This window comes from Streptomyces sp. NPDC107654 (genome assembly GCF_055639035.1).
The window spans coordinates 42,050-60,505 of record NZ_JBVKBI010000007.1; the positions used below are offsets into that span (position 1 = coordinate 42,050).

The window sequence follows — 18,456 nt, forward strand, 5'->3', positions numbered from 1 at the left end:
CAGGCAGGGCAAGTCCGTCATCCGGGTGACACCCGAACGCTGGGGCCCGGTGGCCACCGGCGGCTTCCCCGCCCGACCGACCACCGACGACTGACCGTCGACACCTGACCACCCCCCACACCGAACCGGCGGACGGAGTCCGACGCAGCTCCCCGAAGCCTGCGCAGCAACGCGAGAGGGGCAGACGAAAGGGGCCCGGAGGCGATGGTCAGGCAGGGCAAGTCCGTCATCCGGGTGACACCCGAACGCTGGGGCCCGGTGGCCACCGGCGGCTTCCCCGCCCGACCGACCACCGACGACTGACCAGTCCCGTTGCCGGCGCGGGTGGTGACGGGGGAGCGGTCAGCCGCGGGCGACCATCGCCTCGATGCCGGCGATCAGCAGGTCCAGGGCGAAGGTGAAGTCGCGGTCCAGCATCTCGGTCACCGTGTCCCCGCCGCGCGCCGCCATCAGGTCCTTGGACTCCTTCATGACGTCGCCGGACCCGGGCACCTCGTCCACGACGGCCATGGCCTGCTCGAAGTACTCGTCGGGGCTCAGCCCGGTGTCCGCGATCCGGGCGAAGAAGTGTCCCTCGATCGTCCCGAAGCCGTACACGAACTGGAAGACGGCCGAGATCGCCCCGGTCACCCCGTGCGCGGGCAGCCCCGCCCGGCGGACGACCCGCTGGACCACCCGGGAGAACGCGAGCGCGTTCGGGCCGATGTTGAGGAAGCGGCCGGCCAGCGGGGACAGCCAGGGGTGCAGGAACAGCAGCTGCCGGTACGCCGTGGCCAGCGCCCTCAGCTGCTCCCGCCAGTCCTCGTCCGCGTTCTCCGGATCGGGCAGCCGCAGCTCGGCGAAGGCCGCGTCCAGGGCGAGTTCGAGCAGGTCGTCCTTGGTGTCGACGTACCAGTACAGGGACATCGCGGTGACGTTCAGCTCGGCCGCCAGCCGCCGCATGGAGAACTTGGCGAGCCCCTCGGCGTCCAGCAGCCGCACCGACGCCGCGGTGATCCGTTCCCGGTCCAGCCCCGAGGGCTGCCCGCTGCGCCCGCCACGGCGGGGCCCGCCCTCCCGCCACACGCTGTCCCGGGCCGACCGACCTGCCTGCTTCGTCACCGGCGCACCTTTCTCGAAACCGGCCACTGTCCCCACCTTAGGGCTGTCAGACGGACACCCTCTCCGCCCGCCGCAACAGCCCCGCCGCCACGAACCCGCCCAGCAGCACCGCGACGGCTCCGACCAACTGTCCGGTCCCCAGCCCGGCGGACAACGACTCCCCCGACGCCACGGAGGAGCTGAGCACGGCACCCAGCACGGCCACACCGAGCCCGTTCCCGAACTCCGCCAGCGTGCCGTTGATCCCCGCTCCGACACCGGCCTTCTCCGGAGGGATGGCGCTCATGATGGCGTGCGCCATCGCCGGGTTCGCCACCGCGCACCCCGCGCCGATCAGCAGCAGCCCGAGCAGCGTGCCCGCGTAGCCGCCCTTGTCCACCTCCGCGATGGCCACCAGGCCACCGGCCATGCAGACCATCCCCAGCGCGATCGACACCGGCGTGCCCAGCCGCGCCGACCACTTCGCCGACAGCCCGCTGAAGTTGAGGACGACCACCGTCAGCGCCAGCGGAGCGGTCCGCAGACCGGCCTCCAACGGCTCGTAGCCGAGCACGAACTGGAGGTGCTGCGTCAGCAGGAACAGCGCGCCGCCCATGCCGAACACGATGAGCACGGCCCCGGCGACCGCACCCGTGAAGCGCCGGTCCCGGAAGAAGTGCATGTCGAGCATCGGCTCCTCGACCCTGCTCTCCCACCAGGCGAAGGCACCCAGCACCAGTACCGCGACGGCCGCCGTCGCGAGCACCCGCGCCGACGTCCAGCCGTGCCCCGGCCCGGAGATGATCGCGTAGACGAGCGCGGCCATGCCGATGGTGGACAGCAGCGCGCCCAGCAGGTCCGGGCGGTCACCACGCGGGTTCCTGGACTCGGGGACGAGGGCCACCACCGCGACCAGGCCCAGCGCCGCGACCGGCAGGTTGATCAGGAAGATCGCGCCCCACCAGAAGTGGTCGAGCACGAAACCGCCGATCAGCGGGCCGCCGGCGAAGCCGAGCGCGTTGACCGCGCTCCAGATGCCGATCGCCTTCGGCTGCTCCTCGGGGGAGAAGATCTGCATCGCCACGGCCAGCGTGGTCGTCATCAGCAGCGCGCCGCCGATGCCCATGCCGGCCCGCGCGGCGATCAGCTGGGAGGTGCTGCCCGCGAGCCCGGCCACGAGCGAGCCGACGCCGAACAGGGCGAGCCCCGTGATCAGCATCTTCTTGCGGCCGTAGCGGTCGGCCGCGCTGCCGGCGGTGAGCAGCAGGCCGGACTGCACCAGGGAGTACGCGTTGATCATCCACTGGATGTCGGAGGTCTTCGCGTGCAGTTCGCGGGTGAGCGAGGGGATGGCCACGTTCAGGACCGTGTTGTCGAGCAGCACGGTGAGCTGCGCGAGACAGATGACGCCGAGGATCAGCCAGCGCCGGGCGTGGCCCTGGCGGACGGGAGCGGGTGCGGGTGCGGACATGCCGTACACCGTATAGCCGTCGCTATACGGTGTACAACACAGTTACCGGCCAGGCTCCCGGACGCGGCCTCAGGCCTTCCGCGTGAGGTCGTAGAAGGTCGCCGACCCCACCGTCACCTTCTTGAAGGTGCTCTGCACCCACGAGCTGATCGCGGAGGCGGTCCCGCCGTCGCCGCCGCCCATGCCGCCGCCGGTGATGAAGTAGTGGATCTTTCCTTCCTCGACGTACTTCTTGAACCGGGCCGGTGTCGGGGAGGGGTCGGTGCCGTTGAAGCCGCCGATCGCCATGACGGGTTCGCCCGTGGCGAGCTGGTAGCCGGCCGCGTTCTGGGAGCCGACGGACGCGGCGGCCCAGGTGTACTTCCCCGCGTCCTGCTCCAGCAGCTTCTTCGCCCCGGACGACACGCTCGCGCCGTTCAGCAGGCCGCCGACGCCACCGGCGCCACCGCCCATGCCGCCCTCGCCCATACGACCGCCACCCGGGAACGCGTTGCCGTTGCCGTTCCGCCGACCCTGCCCGCCGTTCTGCTGACCGTTCTGCCCCGGCATGCCGCCACCGAAGCCACCGGCTCCCGGGAACCCGTTGCCCTGCCTACTCTGCCCACCTTGCTGCCCTTGCCGCCCCTGCTGGTTCTGCTGCCCCTGCTGCCCGGGCATCCCGCCGCCGAAGCCGTCCCGCATGCCGCCACCGCCGCCGGGGCCTCCGCCGGGACCCCCGCCCCGGCCGCCCATCACGCTCGCGCCCGCCGGGCCGGCCGTGACGATCGAGCCGGTGTGGCCCTCCTGAAGGGTGCTCAGGGTGTACGCCGTCGGACCGGCCAGCGCGGCCACGAGACCGGCGGCCGCCGCGCCCAGGGCCAACCGCCGGGTGAGCCGGCCGGCGAAGACCAGACCGAGCGCGGCGGTCAGCCCGCCGACCAGCACCAGCCACTTCAGCCACGGCAGGTAGTCCGGGGTGCGGTTGAGAAGGACGTACCCCCACGCCGCCGCCGCGACCACGGAGGCGGCGAGGGCGATCGACGCCCACACCTCCCGCCGCCTCTCCCACAGCAGGCCGGCGCCCATGCCGACGACGGCGGCGAGGTAGGGGGCGAGGGCCACGGTGTAGTACTGGTGGAAGATGCCCGCCATGTAACTGAAGACCACCATGGTCGTCAGCAGCGAGCCGCCCCAGACCAGGAACGAGGCCCGGGTGACGGACGTCCTGCGCAGCCCGCGGGTGGCCACCAGGCCGGCGGCGAGCAGGACGAGGGCGGAGGGCAGGAGCCAGGAGATCTGGCCGCCGACCTCCGAGTCGAACATCCGGTCCCAGCCGGTCTCGCCCCACATGCCGGTGCCGCCCCCGCCGCCACCGCCGCCCACGCTGCCGGTCTCCTCGCCGTTGAGCCGGCCGAGACCGTTGTAGCCGAAGGTCAGCTCCAGGAAACTGTTGTTCTGCGAGCCGCCGATGTACGGGCGGGACGAGGCCGGCCACAGCTCGACGACCGCCACCCACCAGCCGCCGGAGACGACCAGCGCGAGCGTCGCCGCGGCCAGCTGCCCCCACCGCCTCCTCAGCCGGACGGGGGCGCACACGGCGTACACGACCGCCAGCGGCGGCAGGATCAGGAACGCCTGGAGCGTCTTGGCGAGGAACGCGAAACCGATCGCGACCCCGGCCCACACCAGCCACTTCGTACGGCCGTCCTCCACCGCCCGGACGACGAGGTAGCAGGCCACGGACATCAGCAACGCCAGCAGGGCGTCCGGGTTGTTGAACCGGAACATCAGCGCCGCGACCGGGGTGAGCGCGAGCACCGCGCCCGCGATCAGACCCGCCACGGGGCTGAACCGGCGGCGCACGGCCGCGTACACGACGGCGACGCTCGCCACGCCCATCAGCACCTCGGGCGCGAGGATCGCCCAGGAGCGGAGGCCGAAGACGCGTACCGACAGCTCCATCGGCCACAGGGAGGCGGGGGGCTTGTCGACGGTGATGGCGTTGCCCGCGTCCAGCGAGCCGAAGAAGAACGCCTTCCAGGAGGTGCTTCCCGCCTGGACGGCCGCCGAGTAGAAGGAGTTGGCGTAGCCGGAGGCGCTGAGGTCGTACAGGTACAGCAGCAGGGTGACGGCGAGCAGGCCGAGGAGTGCCGGGCGGGCCCAGCGGGGGTCCTCGGGCCGGCCGCGCCACAGTCGGCGCGGGAACGGCTGCCGCGGCTGATCGGCCCCGGGTGCCCGCGAGGGTGCGGCCGGAGGCGGTCCCCAGACGGTCGTACTGGTCATCGGGCGTCCTCCGGGTCGGTGTCGTGAGGGGGCACCGGCTGCAACCGCACGGTCGCGTCACCGGCACCCCGCCGGCCGCCGTCGTCGTACGACCGTCGGCATGTCCGCTCGCCGTACGGCTGCGGCTCGTACGTCTGCTGCTCGTGCGCCTGCGGCACGTGCGTCTGCCGCTCGTGCGCCTGCGGCACGTACGGCTGCGGCTCGTACGTCCGCTGGTACGGCACCGGGCGCTGCGGCAGCGGTGCGTACGGGTCCGGCGTGCGGTACGGCGCGCCGGCCGGGGTGTGCCCGGCGGCGACCGGGGCGGGGGCGGCCGGGACGCCCGGGTCGGTTTCCCCGCGGTCCGGGAAGACCCAGGCGCGGAAGAGCAGGAACCGCAGCACGGTCGCCGCGAGGTTGGCCGCGACGAGCACCGCCAGCTCGGTCGAGTGCGCCGGGCTGTCGGTGGCCGCGCCCAGGGCGGCGAGCGAACCGCTGGTCAGCGCGAGGCCGATGCCGAAGACGACCAGGCCCTGCGCCTGGTGCCGTACCGCACCGCCCCGGCCGCGCACGCCGAAGGTGAGCCGGCGGTTGGCGGCCGTGTTGGCGACGGCCGAGACCAGCAGCGCGAGCGCGTTGGCGAGCTGGGAGCCGGAGAACTGCCGGAAGACGCTGTACAGCAGCAGGTAGAACAGCGTGGACAGGACGCCGACCACGCAGAAGCCGACCAGCTGGCGGGCCAGCCCCTTGGGGACGTTGGTCAGTTCGCGGTCGCGCGGGTCGTCACCGAAGGGACGGGCCAGCCGGTCCAGCGGCAGCGAGCCGGTGGCCAGGGCCCTGCCGATCCGCCACACGCCCTTGAGGTCGTCGGTGGCCGTCCTGACGATGTGCACGGTGGAGTCGGGGTCGTCGATCCAGTCGACCGGCACCTCGTGGATCCTCAGCCCCGCCCGCTCGGCCAGCACCAGCATCTCGGTGTCGAAGAACCAGCCGGTGTCCTCCACCAGCGGCAGCAGCACCTGCGCCACATCGCGCCGGATCGCCTTGAACCCGCACTGCGCGTCCGAGAAGCGGGCCTGGAGCGAACCGCGCAGGATCAGGTTGTAGGCCCGGCTGACGAACTCCCGCTTGGGGCCGCGCACGACCCGGGAGCTGTGGGCGAGCCGGGAGCCGATCGCCAGGTCGGAGTGGCCGGAGATGAGCGGCGCCACCAGCGGCAGCAGGGCGTTGAGGTCGGTGGACAGGTCCACGTCCATGTAGGCGAGGACCGGCGCCTCGGACGCGGACCACACGGTCCGCAGGGCCCGCCCCCGGCCCTTCTGCTCCAGGCGGAAGGTGGTGACCTCGGGGATCTCCGCCTCCAGCCGCGCGGCCACCAGCGGGGTGGTGTCCGTGGAGGCGTTGTCCGCGATCGTGATGCGGAACGCGTACGGGAAGGTGCGCGCGAGGTGCTCGTGCAGTCTGCGGACGCACGGCTGGAGGTCCTTCTCCTCGTTGTAGACGGGGACCACTACGTCCAGGACAGGCGTACCGGCGTCTCCGGCCGGGAGGTGCTCCCGCGCCGGCAGGGTGCCGGGAGAAGAGTCGGTTCGCATGGCACCGACTCTGGTCAGGTGCCCTGTCGCACCCGTGTGGCAGCACTGTGCTGTGCCTGTGAGTGCGGCTGCCGGTCCGTCGCGGGGAGCGGCCGGGGGACATCCGGGCCGAGCGCGGGGAGCGGCCGGGGGACGTCCGGGCCGAGCGCGGGGAGCGGCCGGGGAGCGACCGGGCCGAGCGCGGGCAGATGCACGGTGAACACCGTCCGCCCCGGCACGCTGTCCACGGTCACCGCACCGCCGTGCGCGGTGGCCACGGCCTGCACGATGGCCAGCCCGAGCCCCGTGGAACCGGTGGCCCGCGACCGCGCGGAGTCCCCGCGCGCGAACCGCTCGAAGACGTGCGGCAGCAGCTCGGCCGGGATCCCCGGCCCGTCGTCCTCCACGTCGACGCGCATCCACGGCCCGCGTCGCCGCACGCGCGCGGTGACCGTCGTACCGGGCGGGGTGTGCTTACGGGCGTTGCCCAGCAGGTTGACCAGCACCTGCTGGATCCGGGCCGCGTCCGCCGACACCAGGGCCGGTTCGTCGGGCAGATCGAGCCGCCAGTTGTGGTCCATGCCGGCCGCACGGGAGTCGCTGACCGTGTCCACGACCAGGGGGATCAGGTCGGTGTGCTCGAACTGGAGCGGGCGCCCGGCGTCGAGCCGGGCGAGCAGCAGCAGGTCCTCGACCAGCAGGGTCATCCGTCCCGCCTCGGACTCGATCCGGCCGAGCGCGTGCCGGGTGTCGGGTCCGACCTGCTCCCGTCCGCGCCGGGTGAGTTCCGCGTACCCCCGGATGGAGGCGAGCGGGGTGCGCAGCTCATGGCTGGCGTCGGCGACGAACTGCCGGACCCGTGTCTCGCTCTGCTGCCGGGCGTGCAGGGCGCCGTGGACGTGGTCCAGCATGCGGTTGAGCGCGGCACCGACCCGGCCGACCTCGGTGTGCGGATCGCACTCCGCCTCCGGCACCCGCTCGCTCAGCCGCACCTCGCCGGTGTGCAGCGGCAGCTCGGAGACCCGGGTCGCGGTGGCGGCGACCCTGCGCAGCGGGCGGGTGGCCACGCCGACGAGCACGTAGCCGGCGATGCCGGCGGCGACGAGACCGGCGGCGGTGACACTGACCTCGACCAGGATCAGGGTGTCGATGTTGTCGTCGGTGTCCTGGGTGGGCAGGCCGACGTAGAAGGCGTCGCTGCTGTCCCGGCTCGCGATGTAGGTGACGAGGTAGTCCCCGAGCCCGGGAATCTCCACGGTGTGCGCTTCATGGTCCTTGGGCACCGTGTTGAGCGCCGCCTTCTGCACGGTGTCCAGACCGTCGGCCCGGGACCGCTTGAAGAAGCCGTTGTCGTCGTTCTGCTGCCGGGCGACGGCCGCGCTGCTGATCGAGGAGTTCCGCACATAGGCGGCGACGGCGCCGAACGGGGTGGGCCCCTTCGTCAGCAGGCTCTCCACCTTGCCGCTCGGAGTGGTGGTACCGGGCACCCGGGGCGCCCCCGGGCTCTCCGCGCCGCCCGGCTCCTGCATGTGGCCGACCGCGCGCATGGCGATCTCGGTGACCTTGCCCTCCAACTGGTCGTAGAGGTGCGTGCGCAGCGCCAGCGTGGTCACCGTGCCGATCACCGCGCACACCACGGCGATCAGCGTCACGGACGCGACGACGAGCCGGGTCCGCAGGGTGCGCGGCTGCCGCACCCGCCGCTTCCACCACTGCTTCTGCCGCTGCCTGCGTGGCTGCGGATCCGGCCGTCGCCGCCGGCTCATGACGCGGCGGGCTTGATCAGGTAACCGGCGCCGCGCCGGGTGTGGATCATCGGCTCCCGCCCGGCGTCGATCTTCCGCCGCAGATAGGAGATGTACAGCTCGACCACATTGGCCTGCCCGCCGAAGTCGTACGACCACACGCGGTCCAGGATCTGCGCCTTGCTCAGCACCCGCCGGGGGTTGCGCATCAGGAAGCGCAGCAGCTCGAACTCGGTGGCGGTGAGGTGGATCGAGTCCCCGGCCCGCGACACCTCGTGACTGTCCTCGTCCAGGGTCAGGTCGCCGACGACGAGCACGGATTCGGACCGCCGGTCGGCGGCCCCGGACCTGCGGATCAGCCCGCGCAGCCGCGCCACGACCTCCTCCAGGCTGAACGGCTTGGTGACATAGTCGTCGCCACCGGCGGTGAGCCCGGCGATACGGTCCTCCACCGCGTCCTTGGCGGTGAGGAAGAGGACCGGCACATCGGGCAGCTCACGGCGCAGCCGCCCGAGGACGGCGAGCCCGTCCATGTCGGGCAGCATCATGTCGAGCACGACGGCGTCGGGCCGGAACTCACGGGCCGTCTGGATGGCCCCCTGCCCGTCCCCCGCACTCCTGATCTGCCAGCCCTCGTAGCGAAGGGCCATGCTCAGCAGTTCGGTGATCGACAGCTCGTCGTCCACCACAAGCACTCGGACGGGGCTCCCGTCCGGCCTCAGCAGTTCGGTGCGCCCCTGGGGCGAGGTCGTGGTCATGGTGGACACCCTGTCGGGGCCCTCTGAGAAGACGCTTTCCCCAGTCTGTGATTTCCCTGAGAAACACACAGGCGTTTCTCAGGCGACCCCCCGGTCAGAACAGTCCGTCCGGCTCTCTCCTCAACTCCCGTACGGGAAAGGTGCATCCACCGGCCACCGATCCCGCCGCCCCCGCCGCCACCAGCTCCCAGCCGGTCATCAGCCTGGTGTCCAGCACGACGGCCCCGCGCTCGCCGACCGCCAGATGCAGATCCGGCCCGGCGACGGCGAGCAGCTCACCGCCGACGCCCCCGCCGGGAACAAGCTCCACCACCTCACCGAAGACCGCGGGCCCTCCACCGATCCCGAAATCCCGCGCGTGGTCGACGACTCGGCAGGGCTCGGGCCGCAGGGACTCCGGCCACCCGGTCAGGGCGACGGCTCTGGCGTGCAGCTCCCGCACCTCGGCGGCGCGCTCCTCCTCCGTCCCGGGCAGCACTGACCGCACCGCCCGCTTCTCGGCGTACGGAATCCGGTCCGGCACCCGCAGCGCGGCCCGCAGCAGCTCCTCGGTGCGCCGCGCGGCCATCAGCGGGCCGGTGCCGAGCCAGCTGAAACAGACGGCACCCTGCTCCAGCAGCCGGGCCGACCCGCGCTCCTGGGCGGTGATCCCGACCTTCACCATCCCCGGCCCGAACCACGCCAGGTACACCCGGTACGGCCGCGGATCGTCGGCGAGCGTGTCGGCGGCCACCGAGTGCGCCCGGTCCAGCCGCGCGCACTCCTCGCACCGGGCCCCCTTACTCCTGCCCGGCACGACCGCCCGCACCGCGCAGGCGTTCCCCCGCGCCCCCACGCACCTGCGGACGCCCCCCTCCGGCACAGCGAACGCGACCCGCTTCCCCAGGGGCAGCGCACTACGCCGCCCGCCGTCCCACTCCAGCACCGGACCACCCTCGACCGACCAGCGCAGCCCGGAGCACTTCCACACCTGTGCCATCACTCGTGAGGGTAGAGGGTGGGTCTGACAACGGCCGGGGCGGCGGGACGGGTGTACGGTGCCGGAAGGCCCGAAGCCGCACCCTCGTATTGCGACTTCGGGCCTTCTCACGTTCGTGCCGGGGCCGGCCTGCGACCCGGTCGTGACGGGACCTACGGCAGCGCGAACACCGGCACGCCGCCCGCCCCGAATCCCGTCTGCCGCACGCAACCCCGCCTGATCAGCATGCGCACGCAGTCGTGGACCCGGTCGAGCGTGAGCCCCGTGCGGTCCGCGACCTCCTCCATCCGGCAGTGCACCGGCCCGCGCACCAGCGCCGGCGCGAGGTACGCCGCCACGGCGTGCACGTCGTCGGTGACGACGAGGTTCTTCGCCCGCCAGGTCGCAAGGAGTTGCCGGGGGGTCATCGTGGGCTGAGCGGTGCCCGGCGGCCGCAGCCGGTCGGCGATGAGATCGAGCGCGTCGGCGATCCGGCCGAGCACGTCGTGCACACCGCCGACGCGTTCGGTGAGACTTCCGAGGCTTTCGTCGACCCGGCCGATGCCTCCGCCGATCCGGCCCAGGCGGTCGTCGATCCGGCCGAGGCGGTCGTTCATCCGGCGCATCTGCTCGATCCGCTCGACCTGCGCCACCACCAGCTCCTCGTCCGCCCTGATGTTCCGCTCCTCCAGCCGGACGATCGCCTCCGCGACCTCCCGGGGCACGAGGTAGGCGGTGGTGCCGTCCGGCGCGGGCTGCACGGGGGCGGGGTCGAGGCTGTAGGAACCGTCGCGCTGGATGGTCTCGATGACCTCGCTCACCCATGTTCTGAAGGGCGCGCACTCGGGCTTGGTGCAGCCGTTGACGAGCTGGATGAGTCCCTTGAGGTTCACCATCCACATCGACTTCTTGAGCCCGTGACCTGCGATTTTGCTCAAAGCGTCTGCTGTATAGACGCTTCGTGCAAGATCCTCCAGGGACTGTTTGCACAGTGGTGCAACGTGCCACACCAAGGCCTGCCGCGTGTTCGCGTACCCAAGATGCACCGCCACGTCCACGGCCGGAAACCAGTGCTCCCCGTCCGGCAGCGTCAGCCTCCGTACCCGCGTCCCCGTGGCCGCGAACACGAAGTCGTTGATGTCGATCGCGTCCTGCTCGTGCCCCGCCGGCTGTTCCGGCGGAGTGTCGTTCTGCTCGTTCACCGAGCATCACCTCCACGCCGGAAGCTAGGGTCGGCGAGACGCAACTGCCGTTCGATGAGAGAGCGTTCACTCGATAGGGGACAGAGGGATCGATTCGGCAGGTATCACCTCCGGCGCCGAGGCAGGCGCCGGCCTCGCGGCCCGCCGCCCCCGTCCCCGCCCCGCGAGCCGGCAGCCGACGCATCCCGCGTGCCCCTCGCGGGCCTGCGCGTCGCGGACCCGCATCCCCCACTGACCGCGCGGCCGCACGCCGGGCGGCTTGCCCCAGCCGGAGAGATGGAGGGTCCAGGTGACCAGAACACTCACCGCGACGACGGCCAGTCCGCCGGCGACCAGTGGCAGCGAGGCCGCGCACACCCCCCATCCGACCACGGCGTCGCCCACGGCCGCGATGCCGAAGCCGGTCCAGCCGGCGATCGTGTGACCCTCGTCGTACAGACTCATGGAGCCACCTCCAGCGACGAAACAAGTACCTCACGGACTAAGAAGTTTCACTACAAATATCTCACGAACTAAGGGATTCCGAAAGATGCACGGCACGCCGCGTCCGCCCGCCACCCCGGCCCAGGCACTGTCGGCGATGGACCACCTCATCGCCGCCCACCTCATCGGACAGCAGGAGCTGGCCCGGCGACTGGGACTGACCGTCACCGACCTGACCTGTTTCGGTTTCGTGCTGGAGGCCGGCGACGACCTGCTGACGGCGGGCGACCTCGCCGCCCGCGCCCACGTCACCACCGGCGCGGTCACCGGCATCCTCAACCGCCTGGAACGCGCCGGCTACGTCACCCGCCGCCCCGACCCCACGGACCGCCGCCGGGTCCGCGTGGCCGCCGTACCGGACGCCGTCACCCGCGTCGAGGCGGTGTTCGCGGGCCACTACAAGCGCCTGACGGCCCTCTTCGCCGGCTACTCCCCGGACGAACTGGCGATCATCACCGACTGGTTCACCCGGGCCACGGCCCTGGCCCACGAATACCTGGAGAAACTGAACCGGAACGACCCGAACGAGGAGTGCTGAGCAGCCCCGGAACACACCGACCCCCGGAGTGATCCGAGGCCAACTCCCGGCCGCGGTCCCGTTGTCAGTGGCCCCTGTCAGCTTGCCTGGTGGAGAGAGACCGGTCAGAGAACCTTCGAGGTCCGCGGTCAAGGGGGGTGGGCACAAAAGTCCCCGGGAGCCGCCTCGGGACCATGTCGCAGGCCACGGACCCCACCCCCCTCACCAGGGCGCTCACGGAGCCGAGTGTCGGATTGGATGGCGTGATGGAGCGCGTTGAGGCGGAGCTGTTCACTGATGGCGGCAACGATGCTGTGGTCCGCCTGCCCGGCCGGAGGTTCCCGGGTGTCTTGATGCAGGGCGACTCCCTCCACATCCTCCGCAGCGATCTGGCCGAGGTGGCGGAGGCGTGCGAGCGCGGCGACCTGGCCGAGGCCCGGGACGCGGCCGGCCTGCTCTTGACGGACCTCGACGCTCTGCTGACGCGTTACGCGGATGCGTTGCGGGAGCACGACATCCCCCGGCCCTACTGAGCGGCAAGGTCCATGACCGCACTGGTCAGCACCACAGGTGCCGGGCCCACGCAGCCTTGTTCCACTCGCCCTGCCCGGCGGTGATGACGCCGGCTTCCATCGCCACGGCCACGAGATCGTTGCCGGCGGCCGGCCCGAGGACGACGAAGGCATCGTTCATACGGTCGGAGTTGCGCGGTGCTCCGACGTGCCCGGACGTCCAAGTCACCGGTGGTGACAGCGGACGCGAGAGCGTCACCTTCCGGCGCGTTGCCCGACTTCACTGCTGTACGCCCCTGAAACGCAAGAGGCCCCGGATCTCTCCGGGGCCTCTTGTCTGTGTGCACTCGGCAGGATTCGAACCTGCAACCTTCTGATCCGTAGGATCGGGCGGGCCGTTGCGCAGGGGCTCCGTCTTCCTCCCGGTTGATCGTTGATGGCCGTGTTCAACGGTCTCTGTGTGCCGTCGTTGCCGTCAGGCTTGCCGTCAGCTCTGAGCGGCGGCACCGGCTCACAACGTACGCGGGTTCAGGACCCAGCCAGGCCGGGAGTGACAACTTTCAAGACGCTTGCTCCGCTCATCGCCCGCAGCCTGCGGCCGTGCGGCGCGCCACGCACCTGACCACACTGGAACCATGGAGAGCCGGGCTCCCTCGCAAGCTGCGGACGTGCCCCAGTCGGAAGCTGCCGAGGGGCGCGAATACACGGGGGCCGTGTACGGCTCGCTGCTCGCGGCCTCGGTGGTGGTCGGAGCGGGCTCACTCGGTTCCGCCCCCAGGCTTCAACTCGTTCTCCTGCTGCTGTGCACCGGGATGGTGTCCTGGACGACCCGCGTGTACGGCCGGCTGTTCCGAGAACGGATCAAGGGCGGCCCGGTGGGCTTGGCGGAAGTCCGTGGAGCGTGCGCGGACGAGTGGCCCGTGATCATGGCGGCCGTGCCGCCGGCCGTGGCAGTCGCCGTCACTCCCCTGCTGGGCATCGGCCCGAAGGGGGCGGTGTGGCTGGCCCTCGGGGTGGCGCTGGCCGGTCATGTGGGCTGGTCCACGGTCGCCGCCCGCAGCGCGGGGGCCACAGGCCGCGCGGTGGTGATCGCGGGGGCGGTGAATCTGATGCTCGGGCTGGTGGTCGTTGTCTTCAAGGTCGCCAGCAAGCACTGACGCCGTGGCGGTGAGAGCCGTAGATCAGCGCACCTGCCCAGCAGGCGCATCCCGTCGCCCGGTGTGACGCTGGAAGTGGTCCGTCCCGGCCTCTCGAACAGTGAGGAGCGGACATGGAGATCAAGCCCCAGGCGGCCGTCATCCCCAAGGAGACCGACCATCTGGAACAGGGGAAATACGGTCCCGTTTTTCCGAGGACCCCGGCGTGCTACGGATTCACCATCGTCGCGAAGGTCAAGCCGGGCAGAGCCGACACGATGCGCGAGTACGGCTACACCCTGGCCAAGGCGCTGGAACAGGACCCGTACCTCCTCGCGCCCTTGAAGCTGCACTACCTGCGCTGGGTCCTCTTCGATGACGACACGCGCTTCATGTACCAGGGGATCTTCGACACCGACTTCGACAAGTACACCGAGGACGCCGTCGCGCTGTTCAGCAAGGCGGGCGTGAGCACGGCCTTCGAAAACCTCGAAGGGTTTCCCGAGGACTGGCGGACGAATCCCGACGCTTTCGTGCGCTTTGTGCGCGAACACCACTGTCCGAGCTTCATCGAGTACGGAGAGTATCCGTACGTGACGGCGGACGAGATCAAGAAGGCTCTGCGGATCAAGAGCGCCCTTTCGGAGATGCTCGACCAGATGCAGTGAAGCGACCAGATGCAGTGAGACGACCAGGTGCAGTGAGACGATCGACATGAGCGAGATCAGGACCGCGCGCACGTACAACCAGCGGCACATTCCGCGTAAGTACACCCCTGGCGGGCGGCGGGTGAGCATCTACGTCTCGTGGAGCTATCCGGCCGAGGCCGGTCGCAACGCGTCCGAGCTGGACAACCGGTTCTCCACGATGACCGAGGTCAGGCGGGTGGCATGGCCCGCGTACGAGGACCCGAAGTGGTCGGATCCGTATCGGTTCCAGCAGGGCATCGCCGGCTCGCTGGAGCTGTTCTTCTGGGCCTGGGTGCCGTTCCAGGACTACGTCGAGGAGGTCACGGGGCATCCCGTCCCGGTGTACCAGCGCATCGACCAGGCGGGTTTCTTCACCCCGCTCGACGAGCGGGTGCTCGGCGACACGGACGTGCTGTTCGTGTTCGGGCTGGACCACGCGGTCACCGAGCAGGAGGCCCAGCCGGGGGAGATCGAGGCGCTGCGGGCGTTCCTCGCCCGGGAGGACGCCTGCCTCGTCCTGGGCCCGCACCACGATGTCGGCTCCTCGGACGACCTGAAGGTCCGGGAGATGGAGTACCGCCACCACGGCGATCCGCTGGTGCCCCGGCAGCAGCGTTTCGCCACCTACGTGAGAGACCTGATGAAGGGCCTCGACGTGCCGGTCATGAACCGCTACGGACTGCGTCCCGCGATGCTCGAAGACAACCAGATCGCCCCTCTGTCCACGGTCCGGGACCTGGATCCGAAGGGCTGGCTGGAGGGGGTGACGAACTTCAACTTCCACATGCACCTGCCGCACTACGACGTGACGAGCGAAGACCCGGACGCCGTCCGTGTGCTGGCCAGACAGCCGATCGACACGTCCCGCCCGCATCCGTTCACCGAGTCCGGCAACGCCGAGTTCAACATGTGTCTGTGGATGCCGCCCAGCGGTGACCGCGCGGCCGATCTGCTGCTGGCGGACTCGACGATCTTCAGTTCCTTGTTCGGCGGTGACGACAGCCTGCGGAACTTCTGGCGGAACGTCGTCTCCAAGTAAGGCCGGCGCGGAGGTCAACCGTGAGCGTGCACACGGATATCACCCTGCAACTCGACGACATCCAGCGCGGGGTTCTCAGCGCCCGGCCGACACCGTACGCGGCGACCTACCTCGTCTTCCGCATCGACGACCCCGCGCACGGGCGGGAGTTGATGCGGCGCGCGAGCACGGCCGTGACCTCCGCGGCGGACTCGGTGAGTCCCCTGGGGGAGACCTGGGTGAGTGTGGCCGTCACCTGTCGCGGCCTGGAGGTGCTGGGGGTGCCGCGCGCCTCCCTGGACACGTTCGCCTGGGAGTTCCGACAGGGCATGGCAGCGCGTGCCAGGGCGCTGGGCGATGTGGGCGAGAGCGGTCCGGAACACTGGGAAGCGCCGCTCGGCAGCTCCGATGTGCACGTGGTGATCACAGCGGTCGCGCCCGACCCCACGCACCTGGAGGAAGCCGTCGACCGCGCCCGCCCCGCCTACGACCGGCTTTCCGGTGTCACGGCGATATGGCGGCAGGACTGCTACGCGCTGCCCACCGAGACCGAGCACTTCGGCTATCGCGACGGGGTCAGCCATCCGGCCGTCGAAGGCAGCGGCATACCCGGGTCCAACGAGTTGGAAGTGCCCCTGAAGGCCGGAGAATTCATCCTGGGATACCGGGACGAGATCGGCGGCATCCAGAGCCCCGAACCCGCCGTCCTGGCTCGCAACGGCAGTTACGCGGTCTTCCGCAAGCTCCATCAGAAGGCCGCCCAGTTCCGCCGCTACCTGAAGGACAACTCCACCGGACCCCAGGACGAGGAGCTGATCGCCGCGAAGATCATGGGGCGCTGGCGCAGCGGAGCTCCCCTGGCACTGGCACCGCAGCAGGACGATCCCGCCCTCGGTGCCGACCCGTACCGTCGTAACACCTTCCTGTACGAGAGCGACGACCCGGCGGGGTTCAAGACACCCGGCGGCTGCCACATCCGCCGGGCCAATCCCCGTGACGCCGCAGTGGCGGGAGAGGTGCGACTGCACCGCATGATCCGGCGCGGCGCCGTCTATGGTCCGTCCCTGCCCGAAGGGGTACTGGAGGACGACGGAGTCGACCGCGGCCTGATGTTCGCGTTCATCGGCGCCCATCCGGGGCGGCAGTTCGAGTTCGTCCAGTCCCAGTGGATGAACGACGGCGTCTTCTTCGGCGCGAACAACGCCCAGGACCCCGTGACCGGATCCCGCGACGGCTCCACCGATTTCACGATCCCCCGGCGGCCGCTGCGCCGGCGCCTGGCCTCGCTGCCGCATTTCGTCGTCACCCGCGGGGGCGAGTACTGCTTCCTGCCGAGCCTGACCGCCCTGCGCTGGCTCGGCGACCTGCACGACTGACAGCGCGGTGACGGGCCGGCCCAGCACCGGCCCCCACGCACCGCCGGCGGAGGGGACCGGACGGACATGAGGAAAGCCTGATGGAGACCCTGCACCTGGTGCTCAACGCCGTCACCGTCATCTTCATCGCGGCCACCATGTTCGCCGCCGGACTGGGCGCCACCGTGCCGGCACTGCGCGGGGTCTTCACCAACCTCCCCCTCCTGCTGCTGGCACTGATCGCCAACATGGTGGTCGTCCCGCTGCTCGGCTGGGGCATCGGCGCGCTGTTCAGCCTTCCCTCCGCCTCCTTCATCGCGCTCGTCCTGGTCGCCTCCTCCCCGGGCGGCCCCTTCGGGGCGAAACTCGCCATGGTGCAAAGCGGTGACGTCGTCGTCGGCGCGGCGATGCAGGTGCTGCTCGCCTCCATCGGCAGCCTCACCTTCGCCCCCACCGTCAACGGCCTCCTCACCGCCGCCGACGTCGGCACCAATGTCTCCCTCGACGTCGGAGCACTGGTCCGGACCGTGGCCCTGCTGCAACTCGTACCGTTCGCCATCGGCCTGCTGATACGCCACTACGCCGAGACCACCGCAAGGTCATGGCACCCCCCGGCAGCGACGGTCTCCAACATCACCTTCCTGATCGTGCTGGCGGGCATGCTGCTCGGAAACTGGCGGGGTGTCGTCGCGCTCCTCGGCTCCCTCGCTCTCCTGGCCGGCTTCCTGCTCTCCGCCGCCGCCTTCACCGTCGGAACGCTGCTGTCCACGGGGCCATCCGTACGACGCACCACCATGGGCGGCGTCACCTCTGTACGCAACGCCGGTCCCGCACTGGCCGCGATCGGCATCGCCTTCAACGACCAGCCCGCCATCCTCGGTGCACTCGCCGCCATCCTGCTCAGCGGCCTGGCGGCAGCCCTGCCGATCGGCGCACTGCTCAGCCACCGACGAAGGGCTTCCACGGCAGTGAAGACGGACGCGCACGCGGAAGGCCGGTCATGTCATGAGTGATCGAAAAATCCCAAGCTGATGACGTGGACGTGCGCCCGCGTGCACCGGGGACAGCGTGCGCTTCCCAGTAGGCAGAAGCCGAACCACCGTGCTGGAGCCTCACGGAATCAGAGAGGGAAGCAGCGCGACCAAGGCCGGGGTACAGGGTCAGCCCGGTACGCTCGCCCGACGACGCGGTGGTATCGCCAGGCCGCGCTCAGGATCGGACTCCTGAAGCGGTGTCGCGGGTGCGATCAGCCGAGATAAGGCCGATCGCGGTGCTCCAGGAAGTGACGGATCCGAAGTCGCTGCGTGTGGTGCATCGGCAGCTGATCGATCTCCTCTGGCTGAACGAACCGCAGCTCCGTGGACTCGTCCGAGATCGCGAGCCGGCCCCCGACCACGCGGGCGGTGAAGCAAACGTTGAACTGCCTGCGCACCTCACCGTCCGAGTAGGCGATGACGTGACGAGGGTCGGTGTACGTGCCCACGAGCCCGGTGATCTCTACGTCCAGACCGGTCTCTTCCTTCACCTCGCGGACGGCCGTTCCTGGGAGTGAGTCGGTCAGCTCCATGCCGCCACCAGGTAGCGCCCAGAGAGCGTTGTCCCGTCGGCGCTGAAGGAGAATGCGCCCTTCGTCGTCGGTGACCGCGGCGGACGCTGCGACCACCAGGCTGTTCGGCTCCGGTGCCGCTGGGTCGTCGTAGTACTCGGTCCGTGCCAT

General features: G+C 70.7%; 18 protein-coding genes and 2 pseudogenes. 9 read left to right on the forward strand and 11 right to left on the reverse strand.

Translation table 11 applies throughout. The annotated features are described in order from the left end of the window. Positions 1 to 94: pseudogene (locus ACZ7N4_RS14660) on the forward strand (PPOX class F420-dependent oxidoreductase); the annotation flags it as partial. Positions 95 to 198: 104 nt separating this feature from the next. Continuing rightward, positions 199 to 303: pseudogene (locus tag ACZ7N4_RS14665) on the forward strand (PPOX class F420-dependent oxidoreductase); the annotation flags it as partial. Positions 304 to 342: 39 nt separating this feature from the next. On the opposite strand, the gene ACZ7N4_RS14670 reads toward ACZ7N4_RS14665, so the two are convergent. From ACZ7N4_RS14670 to ACZ7N4_RS14710, 9 genes are all read right to left on the reverse strand, one after another. After that, positions 343 to 1,101, reverse strand: a complete 759-nt coding sequence (locus ACZ7N4_RS14670) for a TetR/AcrR family transcriptional regulator (protein ID WP_471358128.1) — start codon at positions 1,099 to 1,101, stop codon at positions 343 to 345. Positions 1,102 to 1,147: 46 nt separating this feature from the next. Continuing rightward, positions 1,148 to 2,551 (reverse strand): MFS transporter, encoded by a 1,404-nt coding sequence (locus ACZ7N4_RS14675; protein WP_471358129.1) that lies wholly within the window; start codon positions 2,549 to 2,551, stop codon positions 1,148 to 1,150. 69 nt (positions 2,552 to 2,620) lie between these two features. Then, positions 2,621 to 4,813, reverse strand: a complete 2,193-nt coding sequence (locus tag ACZ7N4_RS14680) for an ArnT family glycosyltransferase (RefSeq protein ID WP_471358130.1) — start codon at positions 4,811 to 4,813, stop codon at positions 2,621 to 2,623. Continuing rightward, positions 4,810 to 6,387: a bifunctional glycosyltransferase family 2/GtrA family protein gene (locus tag ACZ7N4_RS14685; RefSeq protein WP_471358132.1), complete on the reverse strand. Its 1,578-nt coding sequence runs from the start codon at positions 6,385 to 6,387 to the stop codon at positions 4,810 to 4,812. The genes ACZ7N4_RS14680 and ACZ7N4_RS14685 overlap by 4 nt, the downstream gene beginning before the upstream one ends. 14 nt (positions 6,388 to 6,401) lie before the next feature. Next, a complete protein-coding gene (locus ACZ7N4_RS14690) occupies positions 6,402 to 8,132 on the reverse strand; it encodes a sensor histidine kinase (protein ID WP_471358134.1) in 1,731 nt (576 codons plus the stop codon). Continuing rightward, on the reverse strand, positions 8,129 to 8,869 hold the full coding sequence (locus ACZ7N4_RS14695) for a response regulator transcription factor (RefSeq protein ID WP_471358135.1): 741 nt from the start codon (positions 8,867 to 8,869) through the stop codon (positions 8,129 to 8,131). Before ACZ7N4_RS14695 ends, ACZ7N4_RS14690 begins: the two co-directional genes overlap by 4 nt. Before the next feature lie 94 nt (positions 8,870 to 8,963). Continuing rightward, positions 8,964 to 9,848 carry a DUF2797 domain-containing protein gene (locus ACZ7N4_RS14700; RefSeq protein ID WP_471358136.1) on the reverse strand — a complete coding sequence of 295 codons (885 nt, stop codon included), beginning with the start codon at positions 9,846 to 9,848 and terminating at the stop codon, positions 8,964 to 8,966. A gap of 152 nt (positions 9,849 to 10,000) precedes the next feature. Beyond that, on the reverse strand, positions 10,001 to 11,029 hold the full coding sequence (locus tag ACZ7N4_RS14705) for a BRO-N domain-containing protein (RefSeq protein WP_471358138.1): 1,029 nt from the start codon (positions 11,027 to 11,029) through the stop codon (positions 10,001 to 10,003). Positions 11,030 to 11,095: 66 nt separating this feature from the next. Continuing rightward, complete coding sequence (locus tag ACZ7N4_RS14710; RefSeq protein ID WP_471358140.1) at positions 11,096 to 11,473, reverse strand: HGxxPAAW family protein; 378 nt, start codon at positions 11,471 to 11,473, stop codon at positions 11,096 to 11,098. An 85-nt stretch (positions 11,474 to 11,558) separates the two neighbouring features. On the opposite strand from ACZ7N4_RS14710, the gene ACZ7N4_RS14715 reads away from it, so the two are divergent. Together ACZ7N4_RS14715 and ACZ7N4_RS14720 are read left to right on the forward strand one after the other, a co-directional pair. Further along, complete coding sequence (locus ACZ7N4_RS14715) at positions 11,559 to 12,050, forward strand: MarR family winged helix-turn-helix transcriptional regulator (RefSeq protein ID WP_471358142.1); 492 nt, start codon at positions 11,559 to 11,561, stop codon at positions 12,048 to 12,050. Between the two features lie 245 nt (positions 12,051 to 12,295). Next, positions 12,296 to 12,562 carry a DUF6959 family protein gene (locus ACZ7N4_RS14720; protein ID WP_471358143.1) on the forward strand — a complete coding sequence of 89 codons (267 nt, stop codon included), beginning with the start codon at positions 12,296 to 12,298 and terminating at the stop codon, positions 12,560 to 12,562. 25 nt (positions 12,563 to 12,587) lie between these two features. Here ACZ7N4_RS14720 and ACZ7N4_RS14725 read toward each other — a convergent pair whose 3' ends face one another. Next, positions 12,588 to 12,722: a hypothetical protein gene (locus ACZ7N4_RS14725; protein ID WP_471358144.1), complete on the reverse strand. Its 135-nt coding sequence runs from the start codon at positions 12,720 to 12,722 to the stop codon at positions 12,588 to 12,590. 454 nt (positions 12,723 to 13,176) lie between these two features. Between ACZ7N4_RS14725 and ACZ7N4_RS14730 the strand changes: the two genes are divergently transcribed. From ACZ7N4_RS14730 to ACZ7N4_RS14750, 5 genes are all read left to right on the forward strand, one after another. Continuing rightward, entirely contained in the window at positions 13,177 to 13,698 is a 522-nt protein-coding gene (locus ACZ7N4_RS14730) for a hypothetical protein (RefSeq protein WP_471358146.1), read from the forward strand. Positions 13,699 to 13,811: 113 nt separating this feature from the next. Next, positions 13,812 to 14,345, forward strand: a complete 534-nt coding sequence (locus ACZ7N4_RS14735; RefSeq protein ID WP_471358148.1) for a hypothetical protein — start codon at positions 13,812 to 13,814, stop codon at positions 14,343 to 14,345. Between the two features lie 46 nt (positions 14,346 to 14,391). After that, a complete protein-coding gene (locus tag ACZ7N4_RS14740) occupies positions 14,392 to 15,405 on the forward strand; it encodes a hypothetical protein (protein ID WP_471358149.1) in 1,014 nt (337 codons plus the stop codon). A gap of 20 nt (positions 15,406 to 15,425) precedes the next feature. Further along, complete coding sequence (locus ACZ7N4_RS14745) at positions 15,426 to 16,760, forward strand: Dyp-type peroxidase (protein ID WP_471358151.1); 1,335 nt, start codon at positions 15,426 to 15,428, stop codon at positions 16,758 to 16,760. 80 nt (positions 16,761 to 16,840) lie between these two features. Next, on the forward strand, positions 16,841 to 17,752 hold the full coding sequence (locus tag ACZ7N4_RS14750) for a bile acid:sodium symporter family protein (protein WP_471358153.1): 912 nt from the start codon (positions 16,841 to 16,843) through the stop codon (positions 17,750 to 17,752). A gap of 233 nt (positions 17,753 to 17,985) precedes the next feature. On the opposite strand, the gene ACZ7N4_RS14755 is transcribed toward ACZ7N4_RS14750, so the two are convergent. Then, the gene (locus ACZ7N4_RS14755; RefSeq protein WP_471358155.1) at positions 17,986 to 18,456 is read right to left on the reverse strand and encodes an NUDIX domain-containing protein; all 471 of its coding nucleotides are present in this window, start codon (positions 18,454 to 18,456) and stop codon (positions 17,986 to 17,988) included.